2 protein-coding genes are annotated in these 1,077 nt (G+C 70.8%); both read left to right on the top strand.

Annotated elements, in window-relative coordinates:
• Positions 1-134: SDR family oxidoreductase (locus MF609_RS19800; RefSeq protein ID WP_242417756.1), on the top strand; the 134-nt coding region annotated here is incomplete at its 5' end.
• The coding region (locus tag MF609_RS19795; RefSeq protein ID WP_242417755.1) for a sugar kinase at positions 131-1,077 on the top strand (947 nt) is incomplete at its 3' end. The genes MF609_RS19800 and MF609_RS19795, both read left to right, overlap by 4 nt.

Genomic DNA, 1,077 nt, shown 5'->3' with positions numbered 1-1,077 from the left:
TCGACCGCATCCCGGCGGGACGCTGGGGCGATCCGGCGGACCTGGGCGGGGCGGCGGTGTTCCTCGCCTCCGATGCCGCGGCCTATGTGCAGGGCCATGTCCTTGCCGTCGATGGCGGGTGGCTCGCGCGATGATCCTGTGTTTCGGCGAACTGCTGCTGCGGATGACCGCACCGGGGCGCGAATTGCTGATGCAGACCGGGCGGCTGGACGTCCATGTCGGCGGGGCGGAGGCGAATGTCGCGGTCGGTCTCGCCAATCTCGGCCATGCCAGTGCGATGGTCAGCATGGTGCCCGACAATCCGCTGGGGCGGGGCGCGGTCACGGCCCTGCGCGGGCAGGGCGTCGATTGTTCGCGTGTCGCGGTGCGCGACGGCCGGATGGGGCTGTATTTCCTCAGTCCCGGCGCAGGGCTGCGCGCGTCCGATATCGTCTATGACCGGGCGGGGTCGAGCTTTGCGACGACGCCGGCCGATGCATGGGACTGGGACGCGCTGCTGGCCGGTTGCACGCGGCTGCACCTGTCGGGGATCACTCCGGCGCTCGGCGACGAAACCGCCAAAGCGGCGATCGCGGCGGCGGAGGCGGCGCGGGCGCGGGGGCTGACCATTTCGTTCGACGGCAATTACCGCGCGCGGCTGTGGGACGCATGGGACAGCGACCCGCGCGCCGTGCTGACGCGACTGGTCGCCCTGGCCGACCTGTTGTTCGGCAACCACCGCGACATATCGCTGCTGCTGGGCCGGCAGTTTTCGGGCGATGGCGAGGATCGCCGGCGCGAGGCGGCCGAGGCGGCGTTCGCAGCCTTTCCGAACCTGAAGCATATCGCCTCTACCGCGCGGCACGTCGACGATGCCGACCGCCACCGCCTGTCGGCGCGGATCGACACGCCGATCGGTGCCGTGCAGACCGGCGAGGTCGCGATCTCGGGCATCGTCGACCGGATCGGCGGGGGCGATGCCTTTGCCAGCGGCGTGCTGCACGCGCTGATGTCGGATCGCGACGAAGCGACGGCGGCGAACTGGGGGCTCGCGGTTGCGGCGCTCAAACATTCGCTGCCCGGCGATTTCAGCCTGTT

It is taken from the genome of Sphingomonas panni (assembly GCF_022664435.1).
GTDB lineage: Bacteria > Pseudomonadota > Alphaproteobacteria > Sphingomonadales > Sphingomonadaceae > Sphingomonas > Sphingomonas panni.
The sequence above is the reverse complement of the archived record's forward strand: the minus strand, read 5'-3'. Positions and strand labels throughout refer to the sequence as shown.